Origin of the sequence: Rathayibacter sp. AY2B9, from assembly GCF_002931595.1 — a bacterium.
Classification (GTDB): Bacteria; Actinomycetota; Actinomycetes; order Actinomycetales; family Microbacteriaceae; genus Rathayibacter.
The window spans coordinates 96,077-118,229 of record NZ_PSUB01000008.1; the positions used below are offsets into that span (position 1 = coordinate 96,077).

The window sequence follows — 22,153 nt, forward strand, 5'->3', positions numbered from 1 at the left end:
CACTCGGCGCACCCCTCCGCGGTCAGGCGACTCCGCGGTCAGCTCAGCTCCGCCGCGGCGTCGGCGATGACCCGCGCGACCTCCTCCGGGTGCGAGCGCATCACCAGGTGCGGCGCGTCGAGCTCGACGACCGAGCGCACGCCCGCCCGCCGGTAGCCGAACCGCTCGACGTCCGGGTTGATCGTCCGGTCCGCCGCCGCGACGACGCCCCAGCTCGGCCGGGTCCGCCAGGCGGCGACCGGAGCGGCCTCGCCGAACGCCAGAGCGGCGAGCGGGCGCTGGCCGACCGCGAGCACGGCCGCCTCGGCCGGATCGATCCCGGCCGCGAACACCTCCGGGAACGCCGACACCGCGACCGACACGTCCGTGCCCGGCTCCGCTCCGTCGATCGGGAACGGGGTGTAGACGAGGTTCGCCGGGAGGTCGGAGTCGGGGAAGGCGCCCTGCAGCTGCCCGAGGCTCTCCCCCTCCTCGAGCGCGTAGGCCGCGAGGTAGACGAGGCCGACCACGTTCTCGGCGACCCCCGCCACCGTGATCACGGCGCCGCCGTAGGAGTGGCCCGCCAGCAGGACCGGCCGGTCGAGCTGCTCCACGAAGGAGCGGAGGTACTCCGCGTCGCCCAGCAGGCTGCGGTTCGGCACTGCAGGGACGCGCACGGCGTGGCCGGCGTCGAGCAGGATCCGCGTGACCGGGGCGAAGCTCGCGGCGTCGGCGAACGCTCCGTGGACGAGGACGATGGTGGGTGCGGGCATGGGCTGTCCTTCCGGTCGGGCTGCGGTCCGGCAGCCGGCTGCGCAGCCGATCCGGACCCGGGCCGAACCTAGGACGGCGGACGGCGCGCGTCGTGACCCCGCGACTCCCCTGCCGACCGGGCGGCCGCCTGTCGCCCGCCCGAGGACACGCTCCAGCGCTCGTCCCGCCCGCTCACGGCGGGCCCCGACCGCTGCAGCGTCCGCGTCCTGGTCCCGGCGGGGTCACCCTTCGACGGCTGGACCGCCCGGGATCGCGGCGAGGCGGGTCCGCTCGCGGCCTCTCCGGCCGGATCGCCGGCGACAGCGGCGGATCGGCACGCGGACTCCTGTGGCCCGAAGCCCGGGCCGCGGCGCGTCAGCTCGCGAACTCCTCCGGCCAGCCCAGCGCGGCCAGCGACCGGCGCACGCGCTCGATGTCCTCCTCCGAGGGCAGCTCCGAGGTCACTCCGGCGATCGCGGTGCCGACGTCCGCGCGGGAGGCGGGCGCGTCAGCGGCGAGACCGGCGGCCACCTCGGCCACCTCCTCGTCGCTCAGACGGCGGCGGAGGAGCGCCAGCAGCGGCACGAAGTCCTGCTCGGGCAGCCCGGCCGGATAGCCGGCGCGCAGCCAGCGGACGATGCGCGCGACCAGGCCCTCGCGGGTGTCCGGCTCGGCCAGCGACTCCGGGCCCGCCAGCGGCCAGCCCGCGCTCGCGAGCCGCGAGGAGACGCGGGCGACGTCCTCGGGCATCGCCGGTCCGAGCAGCAGCTGCTCGATCCGCTCGCGGACCACGGCCCGTGAGACGACCGTCTCGGCCCGCTCCGACTCCGACAGGAGCCGCGCGACGACCTGCTCGACCTCGTCCGTCGTGAGGCTGCGGCGCAGCAGGCCCAGCAGCGGCAGGTAGTCCTGCTCCGGCACGCCCGACGGGTAGCCCGCGCGCAGCCAGCCGACCACGCGGGCGACGATCCCCTCCCGCGCCGCGATCGGATCGGTCGAGGCCATGCTCAGCCCTTGGGCACGAAGGTCGGGATCACGTGCTCGAAGCTCACCGACTGGCCGAGGCCCGTCGCGATGATGACGCTCAGGCCGATCACGACGGAGCCGACGACGAGGGCGAAGCAGAGCACGCCGATCCCGCGCAGCACCGGGGCGGGCAGACCGCTCCGGACCGCGGGGGCGTCCGACCCGCCCGAGGCGGGAGCACCGGCGGCGACGGCGAAGGAGCGGACGCCGACGGCGAAGAGCACGGGCAGGCCCGCTCCGAGGAGCACGGCGACGAGGGCCACCTGGCCGGCGGCGGAGAGGAAGAGGGAGAGCACGGTGCGGATCCTTTCGCTCAGACGCCGGCGGTCTCGGGCGCGGGGCGTGCCGCCGCGTCCTGCCACTCGTCGTTGACGTTGTGCGCGCCGATGCTGTCGCGGCGCGAGCGGATGTAGATGAGGGAGGCGACGGCGACGAGGATCGCGGCCATCAGGAGGCCGCCGGCCGCGCCTCCGACGAGGTGGCCGATCCACCACATCACGGCGCCGACGAGAGCGGCGGCCGGGAGCGTGATGACCCAGGCGATCACCATGCGCAGCGCCACGCGCCAGCGCACCTGCGCGCCGGGGCGGCCGACTCCGGAGCCGAGGATCGAGCCGGTCGCGACGTGGGTGGTCGAGAGGGCGAAGCCGAGGTGGCTGGAGGCGAGGATGACCGCGGCGGAGGCGCTCTCGGCGGCCATGCCCTGCGGGGTGTCGATCTCGACGAGGCCCTTGCCGACGGTGCGGATGATCCGCCAGCCGCCGATGTAGGTGCCGAGCGAGATGGCCAGCGCGCAGCTGAGCTTGACCCAGAAGGGGACCGACTCGGTGTCGCTCCAGCCGCCGGCCGCGATCAGCGCGAGCGTGATCACTCCCATGGTCTTCTGCGCGTCGTTGGTGCCGTGCGCGAGCGAGACGAGGGAGGCGCTGCCGATCTGGCCGAAGCGGAAGCCGCGGTGGAGGCTCTTCTCGGCGAGGTTGCCGATCACGCGGAAGACGAGCCAGGTGCCGATCGCCGCGACCGCGCCGGCGAGCACGGGCGACATCAGCGCCGGGAGGATCACCTTGCCGACGACGCCGTCGAGCTTCGTGCCGTCGCCGGCCCAGTTCACGCCGTTGAGGCCGAGGCCCGCGAGAGCGGAGCCGATCAGGCCGCCGAAGAGGGCGTGCGACGAGCTCGAGGGAAGGCCGAGCAGCCAGGTCAGCAGGTTCCAGACGATGCCGCCGATGAGGCCGGCCAGCACGATCAGCAGCAGAGCGGATCCGCCGTCCTCGAGCAGCGCCGGATCGGGTGCGCCCGAGGAATCCTGGATCTTCACGACCGCGTTGGTGACGGTCAGCGCCACCTCGATGCTGAGGAACGCACCGACGAGGTTCAGCGACGCCGAGAGGGCGACGGCGGTGCGGGGCTTCAGGGCACCGGTCGCGATGGACGTGGCCATCGCGTTCGCCGTGTCATGGAAGCCGTTGGTGAAGTCGAAGGCGAGGGCCGTGACGACGACGAGCGCGAGCAGGATGAAGGGATCCACGCAGACATGATGCTCCCGCGGCGGGAGGCGTTTCGGCGTGGTCGCGAGGCTTCACCTGCTGTTCACCTCGCGGGGCACGCCAGCCCGAGTACCCTGTGCGGATTCTCAGGCGGGCGGCGCATCGGCGGGTGCGATTCTCCTGAGCCCGCACCGGCATGCGGCGCTCAGACGGGTGCGCTCAGGAGGCCGAGCGCGGCATCGGCGGGGTGAGGTCCGGGGTGTGCGCGGGGTCGGAGTCGGGGGCCGGCTCCTGCTGGGCGGCGGACCCGGCCGCGGCACCGGCGTCCTCGGCGGACTCCTGATCCTCGGCGGGCTCCTGCGAGCCGGGAAGCGGCGGGGTGAGGTCGAGGGCGCCGACCGCCGGCTCGGCGGCGTGCTTCGGCGTGGTCGGGCGGTTCTCGGCCGCGGCCGCCTTCTTCGCCGCCTTCTCCTGGGTCCGCTTGAGCTTCTCGGTCTGCTCGGCCAGCTTGCGGGCCTTCTTGCGCAGCTTCTTGCTGGAGTCGCGGACCGCCTCGTGCGCCGCGCGCACCGACTTCTCGGCCTTCTTCAGCGCCTTCTTCGCGCGCTTCTGCGCCGCCTTGTCGCGTGCGTCCTTGTCCTTGCCGGTCCCGGCCATGTCCGCTCCTCCGCTCGTCGACCGCTCCGGCCGACTCCCCCACGCTACCGAGCGGCACCCGCCCCGCGAACCCGCTGGCGAGCGCGCCCGGGCCGCGCTAGGCGCGCAGGCGGCGGCCGTTCTGCGCCCGTGCCGTCCCGCCTCCCCTTCCCCCTGGTCGCCGCCTCTCCTCCTTTCTCCTCGGCTCTCGCTTCAGCCCTGCGGTGCCGTTCGCGGCTGGGAGTCGCGGGCGAGTGACCCCGCGACGGGCGCGGGTTCGGCAGGCTGGGGGCATGGTCTTCCAGCACGATCCCGGCGGCTACCAGGGCCGCGCCGGCCTCCGGCGTCCCGTGCGCGGGCCCAGGCGCGACAAGTGGATGTGGTGGCGCCTGGGCTCCGGAGTCGCGGCGACGGTCGCCGGTGTGATCGCCCTGCTCGTCTTCACCGCCGACCGCTGAGCACGCCCACCGGCGACCCGGCGCACCCCCGCCACTCCGGATCGAGAGCCGATCGATGCGCTCAACCGCTTGACTCCGGAGGTTTCTCTCAGGTCGGATCCGGCGGAACGCGGGTAGTTTGGAGGGTCGCATCGGCTCAGCCGTGCGATCAGCCCCACTGCCCCACCCGGCGCTCGCCTCCCCCCTCGAGCGTCGGCAGACCTGGAACCCCCTCTGCATGCACCGTTCGTCACGCGCCTCGACTCCCACCCCCGCAGGAGCCGAGACCGGCAGTCCGTCCGCCCTCCCGACCCGTCGCTCGCTCCGTGAGCAGGAGTCCCGCGGCCGCCGCCCCTCCCGCGGCCCGTCGCGACCCCGCGTCTCCGCCGTCGCCGCGATGACCCTCGTGGCCGGCATCGCGATCACGTCGACGATGCCCGCGTTCGCCGTGGGCGGCACCGCCGACTCCGAGCTGACCCGCGACACGGCCACCGCCGTCGCCGCGGCCCGCCCGCAGAGCTTCGTGGCGGCCGGAGTCGTGCAGCAGAGCGTCACCCGCGACGCCTTCGCCGCCGAGGCCAAGCCCGAGGTCCTCGTGCCCACCGCGTCCCTCGACGCGATCACCGCCACCTCCGGCGAGTCGACCGCGGCCGCCGCCGGAGCGTCCGGAGCGTGGGTCGTCCCGATCTCCGGTCACATCAGCAGCAGCTACGGCCCCCGCCCCGACGCGCCGGTCGCCGGCGTGAACCTGTTCCACAAGGGCACCGATCTCGCCGGCGCCTGCGGCACGCCCGTCCTCGCGGCCTCCAGCGGCACCGTCGAGGAGGCGTCGTACCAGGGCAGCTACGGCAACTGGATCCTGCTCGACAACGGCGGCGGCATCGAGACCGGCTACGCCCACAACAGCGAGCTGATGGTGTCGGTCGGCGAGACCGTCACCGTCGGCCAGGTCATCGCGCTGCGCGGCTCGACCGGCGCCTCCACCGGCTGCCACCTGCACTTCGAGACAAGGGTCGACGGCGAGGCGGTCGACGCCGTGCCGTTCATGGCCGAGCTCGGCGTCCCGATCGGCTGACGCCCCGGGCGACTCGAGAACCCGGACGTCGCGGTGGGCGCTCTCGACCACCGCGACTTCTGCGTTCTCGGAGGGCGCGGACCGGCGTCAGGGCCCGGGGACCGTTCGCGCCCCGGTCGAGACGGCGGCCGACCAGTGCGCGTCGTCCGGCACCGTCGTCACCCTGATCTCGGCGTCCTGCTCGACGGCGATCTGCATGGTGCCCGTGTTGCCGCCTCCGGTGCCGGTGCGGGTCGTGCTCGGGCTGTAGACGCACGACGATCCGCTCGTCATCAGGCCGACGACCTCGATCGTCACCTCGGCGTCCGCGGTGTCGCAGGCGACCGAGACGGTGATGTGCAGCGGATCGCCGCTGAGGTACACGGTCTGGGGATCGACGGGGCCGACCTGGTCGGTCCACCGCACGGCGGCGGTCGCGCCCTCGGGCAGCGTCACGGGCCCGAGCGGAGCCTCGGTGGGCGTCGCGGTCGGAGCGGCGGTCGTCGGAGCAGCGGTGCCGGGAACGGCGGGTGTCGCCTCCTCCGCCTGGTCGGCGCCGCTCGTGCAGCCGCTCAGAGCGAGCGCCGCGAGCAGTGCCGAGGCGCCCAGCACGGTCGCGCGCCGTCCCGCCCGGAGCCCCGTCGCCCGGCGCGGAGCGGTCGTTCTCGTGGTGTCCATGGTGGTTCCCCCTGTCCACTGGCGTCCCTCCGGTCTACCCGAGCCCGCGCGGCCGCGGACCGCACTCTGCGGCGGTTGCCAGGGTCGGGGGCCGTGCTGCGGATCGATGGGGAGCTCCTCCGTACCGGCGCGGCGGCCCGTCGATCCGCTCGGGTGCCGCGGATGATCGGCACCGGGCGGATCCGACGCCCGCCGCACCCGGCGCACCCCGCCGAGCCGCCCCTCTGCACCCGGAAGGCACCGCCATGATCGCCTCGAACACCTACCCCTTCTCCGGACGCACCGTCCTGATCACCGGAGCCGGCTCCGGCATCGGCCGCTCCATCGCACGCGCTTTCCTCGAGCAGGGCGCAAGCGTCGCGGTCGCCGGGCGCACCCCCGCCACGCTCGAGGAGACCGTCGCCGGCTTCCCGGCCGAGCGCGTCCTGGTCGTGCCCACCGACGTCTCGGTCCGAGCCGAGGTCGACGCGCTCGTCGAGGGCACCGTCGCGAGGTTCGGCGGGATCGACGTCCTCGTGAACAACGCGGCCGGCCACCTCGGCGGCCCGATCGAGGAGGTGGAGGACGACGCCTGGCGCTCGCTCTTCGCGACGAACGTCGACGCCCTCTTCTACGCGGTGAAGGCGGCGCTCCCCCACCTCAAGGCGAGCCGCGGCAACATCGTCGTCGTCTCCTCCGTGTCGGGCATCCGCGGCGACTGGGGTCAGGCCGCCTACAACGCGACCAAGGGCGCGATCACGACGTTCGTGCAGTCGCTGGCCCTCGACTTCGGCGCGCACGGGGTGCGGGTCAACGCCGTCGCCCCCGCCTTCACGCAGACGCCGCTGACCGAGTCGATGGCCTCGACCCCCGAGGAGCTCGCGCCCTTCATCGACCGCATCGCCCTCGGACGCCCCGGGCAGCCGGACGACATCGCCCCGCCGGTGCTGTTCCTCGCCAGCGCGGACGCGGCGTACATCACCGGCGCGATCCTCGCCGTGGACGGCGGGACGAGCGCCTCGACGGGGCAGCCGCACCTGTAGGCGGGCGAGCGGCGGATCGGCCGCGGCCAGGCGACTCGCCTGCTCGGCCGGGGCGGCTCGGCGATTCGCCTGCTCGGCCGGTGCGGCTCGGTCGCCCGGAAGCGGCGGCCAGGCGGATCGGGGTCGGGGGCGGCTCTGCCCAGAACCCGAGTGCTCGCATCGGATCCTGCGGCCCCGCTCGCGAGGGTCCACCGGGCTCGACTGCGGGCGCCCACAGCCCGGATCACTCCATCCCTGACCGCGCACTCAGACTCAACCGACACCTGTGGCGTATCGTGGAGTCGATTGCATGCAGACGCATGGATACGGACTCGCCGACCGCACGGCCTCCGAGCCCATCCCTCTTCGAGCAGGAGTCGTCATGACCACCACCAGCACCCGCTTCACCGACCGCGTCGTCCTCATCACCGGAGGTGGATCCGGCCTGGGCCGCGCCGCAGCCGTCCGCCTCGCCCAGGAGGGCGCGAAGCTCGCCCTCGTCGACATCTCGGAGCAGGGCCTCGCCGCCACGGTCGACGTCCTGCCCGAGGGCACCGAGTCGATCACCGTCCTCGCCGACGTGTCGAAGGAGGCGGACGTCGACGCCTACGTCGCGCGCACCCTCGAGGCGTTCGGCCGCATCGACGGCTTCTTCAACAACGCCGGCATCGAGGGCCGCCAGAACCTCACCGAGGACTTCACGGCCGACGAGTTCGACAAGGTCGTCGCGATCAACCTCCGCGGCGTGTTCCTCGGCCTCGAGAAGGTGCTGAAGGTGATGCGCGAGCAGGGCTCGGGCATGGTCGTCAACACCGCGAGCGTCGGCGGCATCACCGCGATCGGCAACCAGTCCGGCTACGCGGCCGCGAAGCACGGCGTCGTCGGCCTCACCCGCAACTCCGCGATCGAGTACGGCGAGTTCGGCATCCGCGTCAACGCGATCGCGCCCGGGGCCATCTGGACCCCGATGGTCGAGAACTCGATGAAGCAGCTCGACCCGCAGAACCCGCGCAAGGCGGCCGAGGAGTTCATCCAGGTCAACCCGACCAAGCGCTACGGCGAGGCCGACGAGATCGCCTCGGTCGTCGCCTTCCTCCTCTCGGACGACGCCTCGTACGTGAACGCGACCGTCCTCCCGATCGACGGCGGTCAGTCCATCAAGTACTGAGGTCCCGCGGAGGGAGCGGAGGGAGCGCCTGCTGCGGCGGCGAGCCCTCCGCCCTCCCGCTGACGCCGTGTCGTTCGTGGGACGGACTCGGCCGCTCCTCCACAGGTGCTCCCTCCTACGCGCGTCCCCACCGGGCATCCGTCGCGCAGCACCCGGCACCGCGGCGGGAGCAGAATGGGGTCGGTCCCGCCAGCGGCCGGACCTCGACCGCTACGGAGACATGCATGAACCCCACCGGGAGCTTCCGCGCCGCCCGCGACACCCTCCTGCAGCACCGCACCGATGCGGTCGCCGCGAACGAGGCCTTCCAGTGGCCGGACGTCGGGCCCCGCTTCAACTGGGCGGTGGACTGGTTCGACGCGATCGCCATCGGCAACGAGCGCCCCGCCCTCTGGATCGTGGAGGAGGACGGCTCCGAGGAGAAGTACTCCTTCGACCGGATGCGCTGGCGCTCCGACGAGGTCGCCGCCTGGCTCCACTCGGTCGGCGTCGAGCAGGGCGATCACGTGATGCTCATGCTCGGCAACCGCCTCGAGCTGTGGGAGTCGATGCTCGCGATCATGAAGCTCGGCGCGGTCATCCTCCCCACGACGACCCTGCTCTCACCCGCCGATCTGGCCGACCGCCTCGAGCGCGGCGAGGTCGCGCACGTCATCGCGGACGCCTCCGAGACAGCCAAGTTCGACGAGATGGAGGGCGGCTTCGGCCGCATCGCGGTCGGCGGCGCCGTCGAGGGCTGGCTCGACTACGCCGACTCGCTCGAGCCCTTCGGCATCAGCCCGACCGTGGTCGTCCGGAGCTCCGATCCGTGCCTGATCTACTTCACCTCCGGCACCACCTCGAAGCCCAAGATGGTCGTGCACACGCACGAGTCGTACCCCGTGGGGCACCTCAGCACGATGTACTGGCTCGGCGTCCAGCCGGGCGACGTGCACATGGCGATCAGCTCGCCGGGCTGGGGCAAGCACGCGTGGAGCTGCTTCTTCGCGCCGTGGAACGCCGAGGCGACGGTGTTCGTCTACAACTACAGCCGCTTCTCCCCCACCGCTCTGCACCAGCAGCTCGACCGGGCCGAGGTCACCACGTTCTGCGCACCGCCGACCGTGTGGCGGATGCTGATCCAGTCGGCGCTCGGAGCGAAGCCGCGCGCGCTGACCGAGATCCTCTCGGCGGGCGAGCCGCTCAACCCCGAGGTCATCGCGACCGTCGAGCGGGAGTGGGGACTCACCATCCGCGACGGCTACGGCCAGACCGAGACCACCGCGATCATCGCGAACCCGCCCGGCGCCCCCGTGGTCCCCGGAGCGATGGGCCGCGCGCTGCCCGGCGTCGCCATCGCCCTCGTCGATCCGCTGACCGGCGAGCCCGCCTCCACCGGTGAGATCTGCCTCGACCTCTCCGTCGAGCCCGTCAACCTGATGTCCGGCTACCTCGGCGACGAGGACCGCACCGAGCGCGCCCGCGCCGACGGCTACTTCCACACCGGCGACGTGGCGGTCCGCGCGGTCGACGGCACGATCACCTTCGTGGGCCGCACCGACGACATCTTCAAGTCCTCCGACTTCAAGATCTCGCCGTTCGAGGTCGAGAGCGTGCTGCTGCAGCACCCCGCCGTCGCCGAGTCCGCGGTGGTGCCGGCTCCGGACGAGGTGCGCCACAGCGTGGTGAAGGCGTACGTCACCCTCGCCGAGGGCTGGGAGCCGACCGCCGAGACGGCGAGCGCGATCTTCGCCCACACCCGCGAGCTGCTCTCCTCCTTCGAGCGGGTGCGGCGCCTCGAGTTCCACCCCCTGCCCAAGACGATCTCGGGCAAGATCCGCCGCGTCGAGCTGCGCGAGCGCGAGGAGGAGGCGTTCCGCCGCGGCGAGGAGATCCCCACGGAGTGGCGCGCCGACCGCCTCTAGGCGCGGGGGCCCTCGTCCGCCGGGACACCGCCGGGACCGCCGCGGCACCGCTGAGACGGCGGCGTCCCGGCGGGGCGGTGGTGTCTCGAGGGGATGCGGTGGGCCGGGACGTCGGCCGCCGATGACCAGCGGGAGCGGGTGCCGTCAGCACGGAACCAGCGCGGCGTCGGCGGCGTCCGGATCACAGGCCGGCGATCAGCTCGGCGTCAGCGGGGGCGGACAGCGATCAGCTCGCCGTGGTCGCGGACGCCGGGGGCGCTGCGGCGGAGGGAGTGGGTCACCTCGAGGCCGGCCTGCTCGGCGAGCGCGCGCATCTCGGCGAGCGGATGGAACCACGCCGGTGCGACGGCGTGCGCGAACGCCTCCGAGCGCGGCCCTTCGAAGAAGCCGATCAGCAGGCTTCCGCCCGGTCGGAGGTGCGCGGCGAGCGCCGCGACCGCGCCGGGCAGCTCCGCCGGCGGCAGGTGGATGAGCGAGTACCACGCGAGAACACCCCCGAGGCCGTCGACGTCGAGCTCGAGCGCCGAGCCGAGCCGGAACGGGACGTCCGGGAACCGCGCTCGAGCCAGCGCGACGAACTCCGGCACCGGGTCGACGCCGACCGCGGCGGCTCCGCGGCGCTGGAGGAACTCCGTCCAGTGCCCGGGCCCGCAGCCCACGTCGGCGACCGTGCCCTCCAGCCCGTCGGCCCACGACCCGATCAGCTCGCGATCGGCCGCGGGCCCCGCGTCGACCGATCCGAGCAGCGCCGCGTACTCCTCCGCCCGCGCGCCGTACGCGTCCCGCACCTCGTCCATCCGGTGAGCGTAGGCCGTCTCGAAACGGCGCGCAGCGGGCACTCGGAGGCGCGTGGCACGTTCCGCGGTGCCGTTGGCACAGCTCGGCGGCACGGTCCACTGGCGCGTTCTGACGTTCTGGCGCGCCTGCCTCGTGAGCGTTCGCGCCCGGCCTCCCGAGGCGCTCCGCGAGGACGGATCATCGAGGTGCCGCGCCCCGTCCCCGCCCCGAAGGAGACCCGATGACCCCTGCCGACGCCGACGAGCAGGGGGAAGACGAGGGCGGCGTCGCGCTGCTCGCCTCGGGCGCGACCGCCCTGCTCCGCGCCGCTGGTCCTCATGGCGTCCGGAGGCGCCTCGAGGAGTCCCGCGCCCGCGCCGCGGCCCTCGGCGGAGGCCCGGGCGCGCGCGGATGCAGCGCTCCCGGCGTCCTCCCGGCCTGCCTGCGGGTCGTCGTCGGCGCCCTCCTCCTGCTGGCCGCCGGCCCCGCCTACACCGCGGCCGCCCTCGTCGCCGCAGCCCTCTGCGCACTCGCCCTCGCGCACGCCGTCCGCCGCTTCGCCCAGGACTCGGAGGGCGACCCGCCCGCTCCGGCCGCGGTCGCCGCCACGGCCGCGCTGCTCGCCTTCGCCACCGTCGCCGCGGCCCAGGGGATCCTCGGATTCGCGGGCGTCCCGGCGCACGTCCGGGAGTTCGACCAGCAGGACCTGAGCTGGGCGGCCGCCCTCGTCGGAGTGGTCGCCGCGTGCGGCCTCCTGCAGCTGGCGGGAAGCGCAGCGGAACCGGCGGCCGCACCGGCGGCGGGCGTCAGGCGGCGCGGCTGATGCTCGGAGCTCCGACGCTCGATGCGCCTCCGCACCTCGTCCTCGACGGCAGCGCGGTGCGGCTCGCGCCCGCGTGCGGCTCCGTCGCCGTGATCACCTTCTGGATGCAGTTCCACAACTCCGGCACCGCCGCCCTGCACGACCTCGCCCTGTTCTGCGGCTCCTTCACCGACGGCTCGGGCGTCGAGCTCGACTACGACGAGGCCCCGGTCACCGTCGTCGGCCGGCCCGAGCGGGTCGCCCCGGGAGCGGGATTCGTGGCCGTCGCGCACTACACGATCGCGCCCCTGCGGGCACCGCGGACGCTCCGCCACTCCATCGTGCTGCGGGGCCGCACGAGCGACGACCGGCCCTTCACCGACGTCGCCGCGCTCGAGATCCACGTCGATCCGAGGCGCACCCCGGAGGTCAGGTTCCGCCCCCCGATGGCGGGATCCGACACCTTGCGGTGGAGATGAGCGACGATGCGATCGCATGAAGACTTCTCACCACCGGCCCGGATCGGCCAGGGTAGAGGGATCGCGTCGTACGGAGGACGCGCCAGAGGAAAGGACTCCGCCGTGAGGGGAATCGCAGAAGGCAGCCGACCGATCGTCGATCGCGGAGTGTCCCGCCGGGACACCGCGGCGGCCGCGTGGCTGGCCCAGAGCGGCGTCGACGTCCGCGCGAACGGCGCGTTCCGCATCGTGGCCGACACCCTCTGCAGCGACGGCGTCGACGTGCTCCGGATCTGGCACTCGCCGGCCCGCCTGCACCGCACCTCCGCCATCGGACCGGGCGTCCGCCTGATCATCCCGCTCGAGGGCGCGATCGTGATCCAGCCGGACGATCCGGCGGCACTCGAGGTCCGCGTCGCGCCGGGCGACATCGCCTTCCTCCACTGCGACTCCCCGTTCACAATCGTGACCGACACCCCGAGCGCCCGCACCGAGATCGCCCTCGACCGCCCGCTGCTGGGCCTGGTCGACTCGGCCGACCGCGGAGCCGTCGTCACCGAGGCCGACGCGGCCAGCCGCGGCATCCTGCTCTCGACCGTCAACGCGACCTTCGGCTCCACCCTCGACGCCGACTCCCCCGCCTTCCCCCTGGTGCGGGCCGCCGTCGAGCAGCTGGCGGGCGCTGTGCTGGCGACCTCGCTGCCGCGCGAGAGCAGCGAGGACGTCTACACGCGCGCCCTCGCCCTGATCGCCGCGATGTCCACCGACCCCCGCCTCTCGGTCCAGGAGATCTGCGAGCGCCTCGGCGTCCCGAAGCGGACGCTGCAGCGCACCTTCGCGCGGAACGGCACCACCGTGTTCGACGAGATCCGCCGCGCACGCCTCACGACCGCGCGCGCCCTCCTCGGCGGGAGCGACTCCCCGCCCTCGCCCGAGCACGTGCTGAGCAGCTACGTCCGCTCGCAGCGCCTGCGCCGCGACCTGCTCCACCTCGAGACGGTGCCCGCCTCGAAGCTGGGCTGACCCCGGGGCCGCAGCGCTCTCCGCGTCGACAGCCCCGTGGGCGAGGGAGGTCACCGCGCGGGCGCACGCCTCCCATCCGGACGCTCCAGCTCGGTCGCACCGTCTCCGCAGTCGCCCCGCGCTCAGCCCGGGTACGGCACCGACGCCGCCGGCCACCCCGAGGCCGCGAGCTCCGCGCGCAGACGGTGGTGGTGCTGCACTGCGCCGAGCGAGTCGGTGCGGAAGGCGATGGCGAGGGCCGCGTCGGCCCAGTAGGCGTCCCAGCCGGAGTAGCGCTCGAAGACGCGGTCGCCGACCGCGGCCAGCAGCTCCCAGGCCCGCGCCGCCGGGAGGTAGCCGGCGACGTAGGCGTAGCGGATCGCGCCGATCGTGCGCTCGGCGTCGCCCGCGAGCAGGAGCAGCGGCGGCCGCCCGTCGACCGCCTGAGCGAGCTCGAGGAGGTGGAACTCGCTGCCGCCCGTGAGCGCGGCGACCCGGGAGCGCATCCGCTCGGCGTCGCCGGAGGCCGAGACCTCGGCGAAGCGGGTCGAGAGCGGCCCGCGGGTGAGCACGTCGGCGACCAGCAGCTCGACGTCGTCGGCCGAGGCGATGCGGAAGTCGCGGTCGAGCGCGACCCGGTGCTCGACGAGCGGATGCAGCGACAGCTGCTGCCAGGGCGCTCCTTTCGCTCCGTCGGCGTATCGGCGCCGCAGCTCCTCCGGGAGCTCGGCCCAGGAGGGCTGGAACGCGAGGGAGGAGTTCCAGCCGGCGAACGAGAAGTCGCTGACCGCGTCGAGCGCGAGCAGCTGCTGCTGGCGGAGGGACGGGGTCGGCGAGCCGGCCGCGCCGAGGTACGCGAGCTGCTCGCGGCGCGGCGCGCGCGCATCCCACTGCTGGAAGCCGACCGTGGCGGCGAGCAGCCCGAAGGCCAGAGCGAACGCGAACGCCGTGAACGCGACGCTCTCGCCGCCGCCGAGCGCGAGCCCCCACGCGAAGCCGACCAGGCCCACCGGAGCCGCGAAGGCGGTCACCAGGAGCGCGCGGCGTCCGGCGCCCTGACCGCGCCGGTGCGCATCGGCCGCCCGCGCGTAGCGCAGCCGGGGTCGGACGGGGAACTCGACGTCTCCGGGATGGTTCTGCAGCGGCACGGTCGCAGCCTAGGGGCGCGGGTCGCGTCGATGTGTGCTTGCCTGGTCGCATGACTCTCGCCGAAGCACTCCTCGAGCGGGCCGACCTGCAGAAGCGGATCGAGGCCCTCCAGTCGCGGATCGTCGCGAACGCCTCCTACCAGGAGGGAGAGGAGCCGACCGAGGACCCGGCCGAGCTGCTCGCCGATTGCACGCGCGCACTGGGCGAGCTCGAGCGGCTGGTCACGGCGATCAACCTCACCAACGCGACGGCGACCACTCCCACCGGAGAGGTGCTGACCGCGGCGCTCGCCCGGCGCGAGGCCCTGCGCGCCCGGCACAGCCTCCTGACCCGCGCGGCCGACGCGGCCGCCGGCGAGCGCGGCTACCGCCAGCTCCGGAGCGAGCTGCGCCGCCTGCCCGCGCTGCCGGTGCGGGAGCTGCGCGAGCAGGCGGACGCCGTGGCGCGCGAGCTGCGCGGGCTCGACGCCGACGTCCAGAGGACGAACTGGGGGGTCGAGCTGCAGAGCTGACACGAGACGCGGTGAGTCGGTAGGCGCACCGGAGCGAGCACGCACCGTCGGGCCGGCGGTTCATCCGGCCCTCTGTCACGCGGTGGGCAGCGTCCCGGCTCCGGCCGTCACTCACAGCCCAGCACCGAGGACCGGTGACCGCGCAGACAGGACACCTCATCACCATGTGCTGGCCGGTGCGCCGAGGGCGGGTTCGGGGACCTCACCGCGTCTCTGGCGTGCGCGGACGCTCGCCGGGTCGGGCCGGGACCTTCCCGATCGGGCGCGTGGGCGCACGCCGGGCTCGGGGCTGCGGCTCCTCGAACGGACACGTGGACGCCCGCCGGGTCCGGGCCGGCGTCCGGCCACCTCCGCCCGGCCGCGCCCGCCCGCCCCACCGCTCAGTACTCGATGCGCCCGCGCCGGTCGTGGAACTCGCCCGTCGGCCCGTCGGAGCCGAGCAGGGCGAGCGCGACGGTCGCGTCCGTGCCCTCGGTGACGGTCTGGTGCCCGCCGTGTCCGTTGAAGTCGGTCGCGGTGTAGCCGGGGTCGCTCGCGTTGATCCGCATCGCCGGCAGGTTCTTCGCGTACTGCACGGTGAGCGCGACGACCGCCGCCTTCGATGCCGCGTAGGGGATCGCGGTGACGGGGAACTCGTCGTGGCCCTCGGTGCTCAGCCAGCGCGGCCAGCCGACTCCGGACGCCACGTTCACGACGACCGGGGCCGCGGAGGCCCGCAGCAGCGGGAGCGCGGCCTGTGTGACGCGGACGATGCCGACGACGTTCGTCTCGAGGACGCCCGCCATCGCCTCCGGGGTGAGGTCGTCGACGCCGAACGAGGTGCCCAGCACTCCGGCGTTGTTGACGAGCACGTCGAGCCCGGGCAGGGAGGCGATCGCGGAGTCGACGCTCGCCTGATCGGTGACGTCGAGGCGGACGGGGTGGGCGCCGAGCGCGCGGGCGGCGTCGCCGTCGGCGGTGTCGCGCATGCCGGCGTAGACGGTGTGGCCCGCCTCGAGGAGTCGGCGGGCGGTCTCGAGGCCGAGGGAGCGGTTCGCTCCGGTGATGAGTGTCGTGGTCATGCGCCCATCCTGCGCGGGTCGTCGGGCCTCGACCAGGCCGCGCTCGACGGGGGGACCGTCAGTACCTGGCTCGGCGACGGCGGGCGGAGGAGGATGGGCGGCATGGAGGAGTTCGCCACGGTGCTGCGCTCGTGGCGCGACCGCATCCGTCCCGCCGACGTCGGCCTGCCCGCGGGCTCGGGCCGCCGCGCCACGGGCCTGCGCCGCGAGGAGCTGGCGGCGCTCTCGGGAGTGAGCGTCGACTACCTGGTGCGGCTCGAGCAGGGACGCGCGCGGAACCCGTCGCTGTCGATGCTCCGCTCGCTCGCGGTCGCGCTCCGGCTCACGGACAGCGAGCGCGACCACCTCTACCGGGTCGCCGGTGCCGCCGTCCCCTCGCCGGGCGTCGTGCCGCAGCACGTGAGCCCGGGCGTGCAGCGGATCGTCGACCGCCTGGGCGACGTGCCGCTCGCGGTGTTCACGGCGGCCCACGACATCCTGCTGTGGAACCCGCTCTGGGCCGCCCTGAACGGCGACCCCTCGGTGTACACCGGGCTGGAGCGGAACCTCGTCTGGCGGCACTTCACCTCCGGCCACGCCGGCACCGAGTTCGACGCGCAGCACGAGGAGGACTTCGCGACCGACCTCGCGGCCGACCTGCGCGCGGCGACCGGACGCTACCCGCGCGATCCGGCGCTCGCCGCCCTCGTCACCCGGCTGCGGGAGGAGTCGCCCGAGTTCGAGCGGCGCTGGGCGGAGGCGCGCATCGCCGAGCACCGCGCGAGCCGGAAGACGGTGACGCGGACGCCCGTCGGACCGATCACGATCGACTGCGACGTGCTCACGGCTCCGGGCACCGACCTGCGGATCGTCGTCTACACGGTGGCGCCGGGCAGCGAGGACGAGGCGCGGCTCGACCTGCTGCGGGTGACGGGGCTGCAGGCGCTGAGCACGGCGCCGGCGTGAAGCGGACGGGCGCGGCTGGGGCGCGCGCAATGGAGCGGGGTGCTGGCTGAACCGGGCTGAGCTGAGTCGAGTGGGCTGAGCCGAGCCACCGGGCGGCGCAGGCTGGGCTCGTCCCACGGCGGGCGGGGCAGGCCGGGCTCGTCCCACGGCGGGCGGGACCGGCTCGGCGCGGCCGACGGCGCAACCTGCCGATGCGGGCGAGCGGCAGCGAGTGACGGCCGAGGTGGACGGCGAGACGCGTCCGCGGCGCCGACGTCCGCGCCCCCGGACCCCCGCCTCCCCGCTCAGGACGCGCAGTACGCGGTGATGAACGCGTAGAGCTCGCCCTTCTGCTCGGGGGTCGCGGCGACGACGACGGTGCCCTGCCGGCCCGCGGTCTCGACGGTGACCGGCAGGCGCGTGCCGACCTTGTCCTCGGCGAGCGCGTGGGTGTCGCAGCGGGTGGGGACGGCGTCCAGGACCACGGAGTCGAGGGTCCCGGCGGGCACGGAGCGGTCGAGGGTCCAGGCGTCGGCGGCGTCGGGCGGCTGCAGCAGGATCGTGGCGTCGACGCTGCGGAGCACGAGGGGGGTGCCCCGGACGTCGGCGGTGATGGTGAGGCGCGCCGGCTCGTGCGCGGCGCCTCCGGACGTGTCGATCCGCAGGGCGAGGTCGGCGTCGACGGTGCGGGCGAAGCAGCCGGACCGGGCGAGCGCGTCGACGAACGAGAACGGGTCGTCGGCGGGGTACGCGTGCTCGCCGTGGCCGTCGATGGCGAGGACGACCTCGAGCGCAGTGGGCGCTTCCGCGACCGGGCAGGCGGGCTCGGGCACGTCGACGCGGAGGTCGCGCGAGGTCCCGTCGGGGACGCCCGTGCCGCCGGTCCAGGTGAGCGGGACGGCGAGGCGCGGGTCCGTGAGGCGGGCCGCGGTGACCTCGATCAGGGCGCCGCTGCCGTTGTGGACCTCGAAGGCCATGGTGCCGCCGGCGATGTCGGAGCGGTTCTGCTGGACGGAGACGGTGACCCCGGGAGCCGGGGCGGACGGGGCGGAGGAGCGGGCCGGGTCGGGGGTGGCCTGAGACGGGGTGGCGGTGGTCGCAGCCACGGTGGCCGCCGCGGTGCCGCTCGGGGCGCCCGTCGCGCCTCCCGGCGCGCAGGCCGCGAGGGCGGGCAGGAGGAGCAGCGCGGCGGCGAGGGCGCGGAGGCGTCGCATCGTGCCTCCCTCCGCTCGCCGTCATTCTGGCGCCCCGGACCCCTCTCCGCGAGCGGGCGCTCCGCCTCCCCAGCTCGATCGATGCGTCACGAACGGTCGCCACGGCGGGCGGATGACGACCGTTCGTGACGCATCGCCGGAGCGACAGGGGGTGAGGACGCGGGGACGCGCACCCATCCGGGTGTGCGTCCGCTCCGAAGAAGGGCGGGGACTTCAGGAGGAGACAGATGGCACGCGGCAGATGGCACGTCGGCACGATCGTCGCGCGAGTGCGCGCATCCGCAGCGATCGGGGCCTCCGGGCTCGACGCGGTGGAGCGGGCGGAGCGCCGGGCCGAGGTCCTGCGCATCGCCGGAGGAGTCGACTCCGGCCGTCTCGGCGACGACCAGGCGATCGCGGCGTTCGGCCGGATGGTCGACGGCCTGCAGCGCGACCTGCCCGGCTCGGCGCTCGGCGTCTAGCCCGCGAGGCCGGCGTCCCGGCACCCGTCCGGAGCGGACACCCGCCGGGCCGACATCCCGAGCCTCCGCGCGGCGCTGAGATCCGCCGGGCGAGCGTGCCGACGGCCCACTGGGCGCGAAGACCCGCCAGCCCGGCACCCCGAGCGCCCGCGCGCCGCAGAGCCCCGCTACCCCAGCGTCCCGAGCGCCATCCGCGGCAGCAGCCGCTGGATCGCGACGGCCGCCGCGCCGCGCGCCCACTCCACGAGCCCGCCGTCGTCGACGAGCAGCGCCAGGGGCGGAGCGTCCGGGTCGCGCGTGGCCGCGATCGCGGCGTCCACCACCGCGGCCTGCTCCGTGTAGAGGGCGACACCCTCCCCGGCCAGGATCACCGTGCCGGACATCGAGAGGTTGCCGATCGCGGCGATCATCGTCCCGAGCGCGCGGGCGGAGTCGGCGAGGATGCGCTCGGCACCGGGGTCGCCCGCGCGAGCTGCGGCGAAGCCCTCGGCCAGGGTCAGCTCGCGGCCGGTGGCGACGAAGAGCTGGCGGAGGAGCGAGGGCAGGCTGAGCATCGCGGTCGAGCAGCCGCGGTGGCCGGCCTCGCAAACGGGGCCGGTGGGATCCAGCGGGTAGTGGCCGCCCAGGCCGAGCCCGGCCTCCGGGGGCGCGACCACCCGGTCGTGCACCACCAGTCCGTAGCCCACGCCCGCGCCGACGGTGAGCACCGCGAAGTGCGGGATGCCGCGGCCGCGTCCGAACCAGTGCTCGGCTCCCGTGAGCGCGACCACGTCGTTCTCGAGGGCGACCGGCAGCCCGAGGGCGGCGGAGAGCGGAGCGGCGAGGTCGACGTCGCGCCAGCCGAGGAACGGCGCGCGGCTCACCCGGCCGTCGGCGGCGATGCTCCCGCCGAGCGTCACGCCCAGGCCGGCGAAAGCGGAGGGGCCGCCGAGCTCGTCGACGACCGAGACGATCGCGGCGATCACGTCGGCGGGCTCCGTGCCGGGCAGCGGGCGGACCAGCTCCCGCGCGGTCCGCGCGCGCAGGTCGGTGCGGACGGCGAGGACCTCGGTGCCGGTGATCTTCACGCCCGCGAAGCTCAGCGCGTCGGCGCGGATGTCGAGCGGGCGGGCGGGGCGGCCGACTCCGGTGCTCTGCTCGGGGCCCTCGACGACCAGGCCGCCGTCGAGGAACGGGCGCGCGAGCCGGGTCAGGCTGGCGGGCGAGAGGCCGAGGCGGCGGCCGAGCTCGGCCCGCGAGACGGGACCGTGGATCAGGACCTCGCGCGCCAGGAGCTCGGAGGAGCTCCCGGAGGCGTCCTCGGCGACGATGGTGTCGGTCACGGGGCTCCTTCTTTCCGGGCTGGTAGAAAGCTACCGGCAGTGCGCCGCTCCAGGAACGGATCCGGTCACCCTCACCACTCTTGACACCCCTATTACTTCTGCTCTAGAAATAAGCCATGCACCGCAGCATCGCCCCCACGAACGACTCCGTGACCCTCTCCGGCCGGGAATCGCGCCTCTTCCACTTGCAGGACGGGGGCACCAGCGTCGTCGTCGACGCCCGCCTCGTCACCTTCCCCACGATCGTGCACTGGGGCGCCGCGCTCGGAGATCTTTCCGCCGCCGAACTATCCGCCCTGGCAGACGCCGCCCTCCCCCAGCGCGTCTCGGGCGGGCTGGACGCCTTCGCGCCGTTCGGCCTCGTCGCCGTCGAGGCCGACGGCTGGCAGCACGCCCCCACCTTCGAGGGCACCCACGAGCGCGCAGCCGCGTCGGAGCGCTTCGAGGTCGAGAGCATCGAGGCGCTCGGCTCCGCCCTCCGGACCGTCGCCACGGGCGCGGGCGTCCGGCTGACCGTGGACCTCGAGGTCGACGCGGCGGGCCTGCTCACCCAGCGCGCCCGGGTCGAGAACCTCGACGCCCGCCCGTTCCGCCTCGAGCGCTTCGAGCTCGGCTTCCCGCTCCCCGCGACCGCGCGCGAGATCCTCGACACCACCGGGCACCACCTCCGCGAGCGCCACCCGCAGCGCCGCCCGCTGACCATCGGCGAGCACACCCGCCGCACCCGCCGCGGCCGCCCCGGCGCCGACGCGACCCTCCTCCTCGCCGCGGGCACGCCCGGCTTCGGCTGGGAGCGCGGGCTCGTGCACGGCGTCCACCTCGGCTGGAGCGGCGACACCTCGCTCCGCGCCGAGCGCACCGTCGAGGGCGTCTCGCTCCTCGCGGCCGGCGAGCTGCTGCGGCCCGCCGAGATCGAGCTCGCGCAGGGCGAGAGCTACGAGACCCCGGTCGCCTACGGCTCCTGGGGCGACGGGCTCAGCGCTCTGCAGGCCCGGTTCCACGCGTCGCTCCGCGCCCGCCCGCAGCACCCCGTCGCTCCGAGGCCCGTCACCCTGAACACCTGGGAGGCCGTCTACTTCGACCACGACCTCGCTCGCCTCACCGCCCTCGCCGAGCGGGCCGCGCGGATCGGGGTCGAGCGCTTCGTGCTCGACGACGGCTGGTTCCTCGGCCGCCGCGACGACACCGCGGCGCTCGGCGACTGGACCGTCGACCCTTCGGTCTGGCCGGAGGGCCTCACTCCGCTGACGGACGTCGTCACCGGCCTGGGCATGCAGTTCGGCCTCTGGGTGGAGCCCGAGATGATCAGCCCCGACTCCGACCTGGCCCGCGCGCATCCGGAGTGGATCCTCGGCCCGGCCGGCCACCTCCCGGCCTCGGGGCGGCAGCAGCAGGTGCTCGACCTCTCGCAGCGCGGCGCGTTCGAGCACGTGCTCGACGCCCTCGACGCGCTGCTGATCGAGTATCCGATCGCGTACCTCAAGTGGGACCACAACCGCGACGTGATCGAGGCGGTCTCGCCCGCCACCGGTCGCTCCGCCGTCCACGAGAACGTGCTCGCGCTCTACCGCCTGCTCGACGAGCTGCGCTCCCGGCATCCCGGCGTCGAGATCGAGTCGTGCGCCTCCGGGGGCGCCCGCGTCGACCTCGGGATCCTCGCCCGCACCGATCGCATCTGGACGAGCGACTGCATCGACCCGCTCGAGCGGCAGACCATCCAGCCCTTCACCCAGCTGGTGGTGCCGCCCGAGCTGATGGGGCAGCACATCGGAGGGCCGCGGTCGCACTCGACGCAGCGCACCCACTCGCTCGCCTTCCGCGCCGGCACCGCGCTGCCCGGCCACCTCGGCATCGAGTGGGACGTCTCGGATCTCGCCCCCGCCGTCGAGGAGGAGCTGACCGCCTGGGTCGCCTTCCACCGCGAGCACCGGGCGCTGCTGCACACCGGGACGGTCGTGCGCGCCGACCTCGCCGACGACGCCGCCTCGCTCTCCGGAGTCGTCGCCGCCGACCGCTCCGCCGCCCTCTTCACCTTCGCCCAGCTGCGCACCGGCGCGACCTACCCGCCCGGCCGGATCACGCTCCCGGGCCTGGACCCGGAGCGCACCTACTCCGTGGCGCTCGCCCCGGTCACGTCGCCGCTCGGCGGCCCCGGGCAGTCGCCGCTCGGCTGGGCCGAGCACGGGACCGCGCTCCGCGGCCGCGTGCTGGGCACCGTCGGGCTCCAGGCCCCCGTCCTCGATCCGGAGCAGCTCGTCGTGCTCGTGCTCACCGCCCTCTGACCCGCCCTCCCGGCTCCGGAGCCGACCCGCTCCCCCGCCGCCGCACCTGCTCTCGCACCGCCCTCCG

General features: G+C 74.6%; 23 protein-coding genes. 12 read left to right on the top strand and 11 right to left on the bottom strand.

Annotated features, from left to right (window positions below; translation table 11 throughout):
• Positions 1 to 38: 38 nt before the first annotated feature.
• From C5C25_RS09550 to C5C25_RS09570, 5 genes are all read right to left on the bottom strand, one after another.
• Positions 39 to 752 carry an alpha/beta fold hydrolase gene (locus C5C25_RS09550; RefSeq protein ID WP_104250454.1) on the bottom strand — a complete coding sequence of 238 codons (714 nt, stop codon included), beginning with the start codon at positions 750 to 752 and terminating at the stop codon, positions 39 to 41.
• 355 nt (positions 753 to 1,107) lie between these two features.
• Positions 1,108 to 1,737 (bottom strand): DUF3349 domain-containing protein, encoded by a 630-nt coding sequence (locus C5C25_RS09555; RefSeq protein WP_104224010.1) that lies wholly within the window; start codon positions 1,735 to 1,737, stop codon positions 1,108 to 1,110.
• A gap of 2 nt (positions 1,738 to 1,739) precedes the next feature.
• Positions 1,740 to 2,054, bottom strand: coding sequence for a hypothetical protein (locus C5C25_RS09560; RefSeq protein WP_104227380.1), 315 nt, complete (start codon positions 2,052 to 2,054; stop codon positions 1,740 to 1,742).
• A gap of 17 nt (positions 2,055 to 2,071) precedes the next feature.
• The gene (locus tag C5C25_RS09565; RefSeq protein WP_104224012.1) at positions 2,072 to 3,286 is read right to left on the bottom strand and encodes an inorganic phosphate transporter; all 1,215 of its coding nucleotides are present in this window, start codon (positions 3,284 to 3,286) and stop codon (positions 2,072 to 2,074) included.
• Positions 3,287 to 3,464: 178 nt separating this feature from the next.
• On the bottom strand, positions 3,465 to 3,902 hold the full coding sequence (locus C5C25_RS09570) for a hypothetical protein (protein ID WP_104250455.1): 438 nt from the start codon (positions 3,900 to 3,902) through the stop codon (positions 3,465 to 3,467).
• Between the two features lie 272 nt (positions 3,903 to 4,174).
• On the opposite strand from C5C25_RS09570, the gene C5C25_RS16530 reads away from it, so the two are divergent.
• Positions 4,175 to 4,339: a hypothetical protein gene (locus C5C25_RS16530; RefSeq protein WP_159940529.1), complete on the top strand. Its 165-nt coding sequence runs from the start codon at positions 4,175 to 4,177 to the stop codon at positions 4,337 to 4,339.
• 217 nt (positions 4,340 to 4,556) lie between these two features.
• Positions 4,557 to 5,393: a M23 family metallopeptidase gene (locus C5C25_RS09575; protein WP_104250456.1), complete on the top strand. Its 837-nt coding sequence runs from the start codon at positions 4,557 to 4,559 to the stop codon at positions 5,391 to 5,393.
• A gap of 87 nt (positions 5,394 to 5,480) precedes the next feature.
• On the opposite strand, the gene C5C25_RS09580 is transcribed toward C5C25_RS09575, so the two are convergent.
• Positions 5,481 to 6,050 carry a hypothetical protein gene (locus tag C5C25_RS09580; RefSeq protein WP_104250457.1) on the bottom strand — a complete coding sequence of 190 codons (570 nt, stop codon included), beginning with the start codon at positions 6,048 to 6,050 and terminating at the stop codon, positions 5,481 to 5,483.
• Between the two features lie 245 nt (positions 6,051 to 6,295).
• Here C5C25_RS09580 and C5C25_RS09585 point away from each other — a divergent pair, with 245 nt between their 5' ends.
• The 3 genes from C5C25_RS09585 to C5C25_RS09595 all read left to right on the top strand — a co-directional run bounded on the left by C5C25_RS09585 (position 6,296) and on the right by C5C25_RS09595 (position 10,123).
• On the top strand, positions 6,296 to 7,072 hold the full coding sequence (locus C5C25_RS09585; RefSeq protein ID WP_258069381.1) for an SDR family NAD(P)-dependent oxidoreductase: 777 nt from the start codon (positions 6,296 to 6,298) through the stop codon (positions 7,070 to 7,072).
• A gap of 361 nt (positions 7,073 to 7,433) precedes the next feature.
• Complete coding sequence (locus C5C25_RS09590; protein WP_258069382.1) at positions 7,434 to 8,219, top strand: glucose 1-dehydrogenase; 786 nt, start codon at positions 7,434 to 7,436, stop codon at positions 8,217 to 8,219.
• A 224-nt stretch (positions 8,220 to 8,443) separates the two neighbouring features.
• Entirely contained in the window at positions 8,444 to 10,123 is a 1,680-nt protein-coding gene (locus C5C25_RS09595) for an AMP-binding protein (RefSeq protein WP_104250459.1), read from the top strand.
• A gap of 206 nt (positions 10,124 to 10,329) precedes the next feature.
• On the opposite strand, the gene C5C25_RS09600 is transcribed toward C5C25_RS09595, so the two are convergent.
• On the bottom strand, positions 10,330 to 10,920 hold the full coding sequence (locus C5C25_RS09600) for a trans-aconitate 2-methyltransferase (RefSeq protein ID WP_104250460.1): 591 nt from the start codon (positions 10,918 to 10,920) through the stop codon (positions 10,330 to 10,332).
• A 221-nt stretch (positions 10,921 to 11,141) separates the two neighbouring features.
• On the opposite strand from C5C25_RS09600, the gene C5C25_RS09605 reads away from it, so the two are divergent.
• The 3 genes from C5C25_RS09605 (at position 11,142) to C5C25_RS09615 (ending at position 13,183) form a co-directional block, all read left to right on the top strand.
• On the top strand, positions 11,142 to 11,723 hold the full coding sequence (locus C5C25_RS09605) for a hypothetical protein (RefSeq protein ID WP_104250461.1): 582 nt from the start codon (positions 11,142 to 11,144) through the stop codon (positions 11,721 to 11,723).
• Positions 11,723 to 12,181 carry a hypothetical protein gene (locus tag C5C25_RS09610; RefSeq protein WP_104250462.1) on the top strand — a complete coding sequence of 153 codons (459 nt, stop codon included), beginning with the start codon at positions 11,723 to 11,725 and terminating at the stop codon, positions 12,179 to 12,181. Before C5C25_RS09605 ends, C5C25_RS09610 begins: the two co-directional genes overlap by 1 nt.
• A gap of 147 nt (positions 12,182 to 12,328) precedes the next feature.
• Positions 12,329 to 13,183 carry a helix-turn-helix domain-containing protein gene (locus C5C25_RS09615; RefSeq protein ID WP_146085188.1) on the top strand — a complete coding sequence of 285 codons (855 nt, stop codon included), beginning with the start codon at positions 12,329 to 12,331 and terminating at the stop codon, positions 13,181 to 13,183.
• A 122-nt stretch (positions 13,184 to 13,305) separates the two neighbouring features.
• Here the strand turns inward: C5C25_RS09615 and C5C25_RS09620 are convergent, their stop codons facing one another.
• Entirely contained in the window at positions 13,306 to 14,310 is a 1,005-nt protein-coding gene (locus C5C25_RS09620) for a DUF1266 domain-containing protein (protein ID WP_104250464.1), read from the bottom strand.
• Positions 14,311 to 14,360: 50 nt separating this feature from the next.
• Between C5C25_RS09620 and C5C25_RS09625 the strand changes: the two genes are divergently transcribed.
• A complete protein-coding gene (locus tag C5C25_RS09625) occupies positions 14,361 to 14,822 on the top strand; it encodes a DIP1984 family protein (RefSeq protein ID WP_104224023.1) in 462 nt (153 codons plus the stop codon).
• Positions 14,823 to 15,202: 380 nt separating this feature from the next.
• On the opposite strand, the gene C5C25_RS09630 is transcribed toward C5C25_RS09625, so the two are convergent.
• Positions 15,203 to 15,883: an SDR family NAD(P)-dependent oxidoreductase gene (locus tag C5C25_RS09630; protein ID WP_104227483.1), complete on the bottom strand. Its 681-nt coding sequence runs from the start codon at positions 15,881 to 15,883 to the stop codon at positions 15,203 to 15,205.
• Between the two features lie 102 nt (positions 15,884 to 15,985).
• Between C5C25_RS09630 and C5C25_RS09635 the strand changes: the two genes are divergently transcribed.
• The gene (locus C5C25_RS09635) at positions 15,986 to 16,828 is read left to right on the top strand and encodes a helix-turn-helix transcriptional regulator (RefSeq protein ID WP_104250465.1); all 843 of its coding nucleotides are present in this window, start codon (positions 15,986 to 15,988) and stop codon (positions 16,826 to 16,828) included.
• Between the two features lie 284 nt (positions 16,829 to 17,112).
• Here the strand turns inward: C5C25_RS09635 and C5C25_RS09640 are convergent, their stop codons facing one another.
• Entirely contained in the window at positions 17,113 to 18,021 is a 909-nt protein-coding gene (locus tag C5C25_RS09640) for a hypothetical protein (RefSeq protein WP_104250466.1), read from the bottom strand.
• Positions 18,022 to 18,248: 227 nt separating this feature from the next.
• Between C5C25_RS09640 and C5C25_RS09645 the strand changes: the two genes are divergently transcribed.
• Entirely contained in the window at positions 18,249 to 18,482 is a 234-nt protein-coding gene (locus C5C25_RS09645; RefSeq protein WP_104250467.1) for a hypothetical protein, read from the top strand.
• Positions 18,483 to 18,649: 167 nt separating this feature from the next.
• On the opposite strand, the gene C5C25_RS09650 is transcribed toward C5C25_RS09645, so the two are convergent.
• A complete protein-coding gene (locus tag C5C25_RS09650) occupies positions 18,650 to 19,804 on the bottom strand; it encodes an ROK family transcriptional regulator (RefSeq protein ID WP_104250468.1) in 1,155 nt (384 codons plus the stop codon).
• 116 nt (positions 19,805 to 19,920) lie between these two features.
• Here C5C25_RS09650 and C5C25_RS09655 point away from each other — a divergent pair, with 116 nt between their 5' ends.
• A complete protein-coding gene (locus C5C25_RS09655) occupies positions 19,921 to 22,086 on the top strand; it encodes an alpha-galactosidase (RefSeq protein WP_104250469.1) in 2,166 nt (721 codons plus the stop codon).
• Positions 22,087 to 22,153 lie beyond the last annotated feature (67 nt).